Annotated in this window: 1 pseudogene; it reads left to right on the forward strand. The window is 76.2% G+C overall.

From position 1 onward, the window contains the following. Positions 1-170: 170 nt before the first annotated feature. Positions 171-2,572, forward strand: a pseudogene (locus I53_RS24415) (DEAD/DEAH box helicase); the annotation flags it as partial.

The raw sequence follows: 2,572 nt of genomic DNA on the forward strand, positions 1-2,572 counted from the left end.
CCGGGCCGACGATCCCGTCCGGGCGCCCGCTGCGGTGTCTTCGTGATCTGTGCCGGCGCGGACCGCACCGGAGGCCGCGCGGTCACGGCTGTGGATCGGATCGCCGCGGCCGGGAGCCCGCGGGGGCGGTGCGGCGTTGCCGGCTCAAGAGGGACGGGTTCGGATCAGGCATGGCCAAGCGCAGGACGAAGGCGGGCGCCCATCAGGGCTTGGAGGACGCGCCGCTGATGCCCACCGGCGCCCTGGCGGTGGCGCTCCTGGCCTATGCCGAGGGCCCGGGTCCGGTGGTGCATGTCGCCCGGGATGCCCGCCGCCTCGAGGACCTCGCCGCGACCCTCCGGGCGCTGGATCCCGACGCGCAGGTCGCGATCTATCCCGAATGGGACTGCCTGCCCTTCGACCACGCCTCGCCGTCGCGGGCCATGATGGGCGCCCGGGCCGCGGTGCTGCGCTGGCTGACCGACCGGGAGGCGCTGCCGGATTTCGTGCTGACCACCGCCCCCGCCCTCGTGCAGCGCGTGCCGCCGCCGGAGACCTGGGCCTCGGCCCGCGTGACCCTGCGGGTCGGCGACCCCCTCGACGTCGCCGCCGCGACCGCCGACCTGAAGCGCCTCGGCTACATCCTCGACGAACGGGTCGACGAGCCCGGCGAGATCGCCGTCCGCGGCCGCACCGTCGAGGTGTTCCCCGCCGCCGCGCCGCGGCCCTGCCGGATCGAGCACGCGGAGGGGCGCGTCACGGCGATCCGATCCTACGACCCGATCTCGCAGCGCTCGGTGGCCGAGGCGGACGAACTCGTGATCGATCCCGCCACCGAGATCATCCTGGAGCCCGGATCCGGCCAGAGCTTCGAGCCCTTCACCGGCCAGGAGCATCGCCTGGACCGCTATTACCCCCGCCTCGTCACCCTCTTGGACTACGTGCCCGGCGCGCGCCTCGCGGTCGAGGACGGCACGCAGGCCCGGGTCGACGCCTTCTTCGAGCAGATGGACGAGGCGCGGGGCCGGCTGACCGCCCGCGACGCGCAGGGGCAGCCCGGCGCCGCCCTCTATCTGACGCCGGAGGCGTGGCGCGCCATCGTGGCGGCGCACGGCCGGCTTGCCGTCACCGAGGCGGCCGGGGAGCCCCGGGCCATGCCGACCTTCGCCGGCGAGCGCCGGCCGGGAACGGCCTTCGCCAAGGTCCTGCGCGAGCGGCTGAAGGCCGGCGACGTCGTCGTGCTCGCCGGTTCGGTCCGGCCGCTCCGGCGCCTCGTGCGCCAGGCGGGCAAGATCGCCGAGCGCCCGATCCGGCTGATCGACGCCTGGGCCGACGTCGCCGAGGCGGCACCCGGCGACGTCCTCGCCCTGGAGGCGCCGCTGGCGGCCGGCTTCCGGGTGCCCGAGCAGGGCGCGACCGTGATCGCCGCCGCCGACCTGTTCGGCCCGGAGGCCGCCGTCACGGGGGGCGCCCGGGCGATCCTGCCCATGGGCGAGGTCGACCTGCGCCCCGGCGACGTGGCCGTCGACCGGGATCACGGCCTGTGCGTGTTCGAGGGGCTGGAGGCGGTGACGACCCGGGGCGAGGAGCCCTCCGAGGCCCTGCGCCTGCGCTTTTCCGGCGACGCGATCCTGATGGTGCCGGGGACCCAGGCCGACCGGATCTGGCGCTACGGTCCCGGAGCCCGACGCCGTTCCCCTCGACAAGCTCGACGGCGGCACGTGGCCCCGGCGCCGCCTGGAGGCCGAGGCCACCATGGCGCGGACCGCCCGCCTGATGCTGGAGGCCGCCCGCGCCCGCCGGGAGACGGAGGCGCCGGTCCTGTCGCCCCCGGCCCGGGACATGGAGCGGTTCGCCGCGGGCTTCGGCTTCGCGCCGACGCCCGATCAGGCGGCTGCGGTCGATGCGCTGATGGCCGACCTCGCCTCCGGCCGGCCGATGGACCGGCTGGTCTGCGGCGATGTCGGCTTCGGCAAGACCGAGGTGGCGCTCCGGGCGCTCGCGGCCGCGATCTTCTCCGGCCGGCAGGCGGCGCTGATCGCCCCGACCACCGTGCTGGCCCGCCAGCATGCCGAGACCCTGCGCCGCCGCTTCGGGCGGTTCGGCGTGGAGGTGGCGCAGCTCTCGCGCCTCGTGGCGCCGGCCGAGGCCAAGCGCGTCAAGGCGGGGCTCGCCGACGGCACGATCCGGCTCGTGGTCGGCACCCACGCGCTCGCCGGCAGCGGGGTGTCCTTCGCGGATCTCGGCCTGACCGTGATCGACGAGGAGCAGCGCTTCGGCGCGAAGATGAAGGCCGACCTGCGCCGCCTCGCGGATGGCGGCCACGTCCTGACGCTCACCGCGACCCCGATCCCGCGCACGCTCCAGGCGGCGCTCGTCGGCCTCCAGAGCCTCAGCGTGCTGGCCACGCCGCCGGCGTTGCGCCAGCCGGTCCGGACCGTGGTGGCGCCCTTCGACGCCGAGGCGGTCCGCGAGGCGCTCATCCGCGAGCACCGCCGGGGCGGCCAGAGCTTCGTGGTCTGCCCGCGNATCGAGGATATCGGCCCCATGGCCGAGCGGCTGCGCGCCCTCGTGCCGGGCCTCGACATCCTGG

The sequence above is a fragment of the Methylobacterium sp. B1 genome, assembly GCF_000333255.1.
GTDB classification, from domain to species: Bacteria; Pseudomonadota; Alphaproteobacteria; order Rhizobiales; family Beijerinckiaceae; genus Methylobacterium; species Methylobacterium fujisawaense.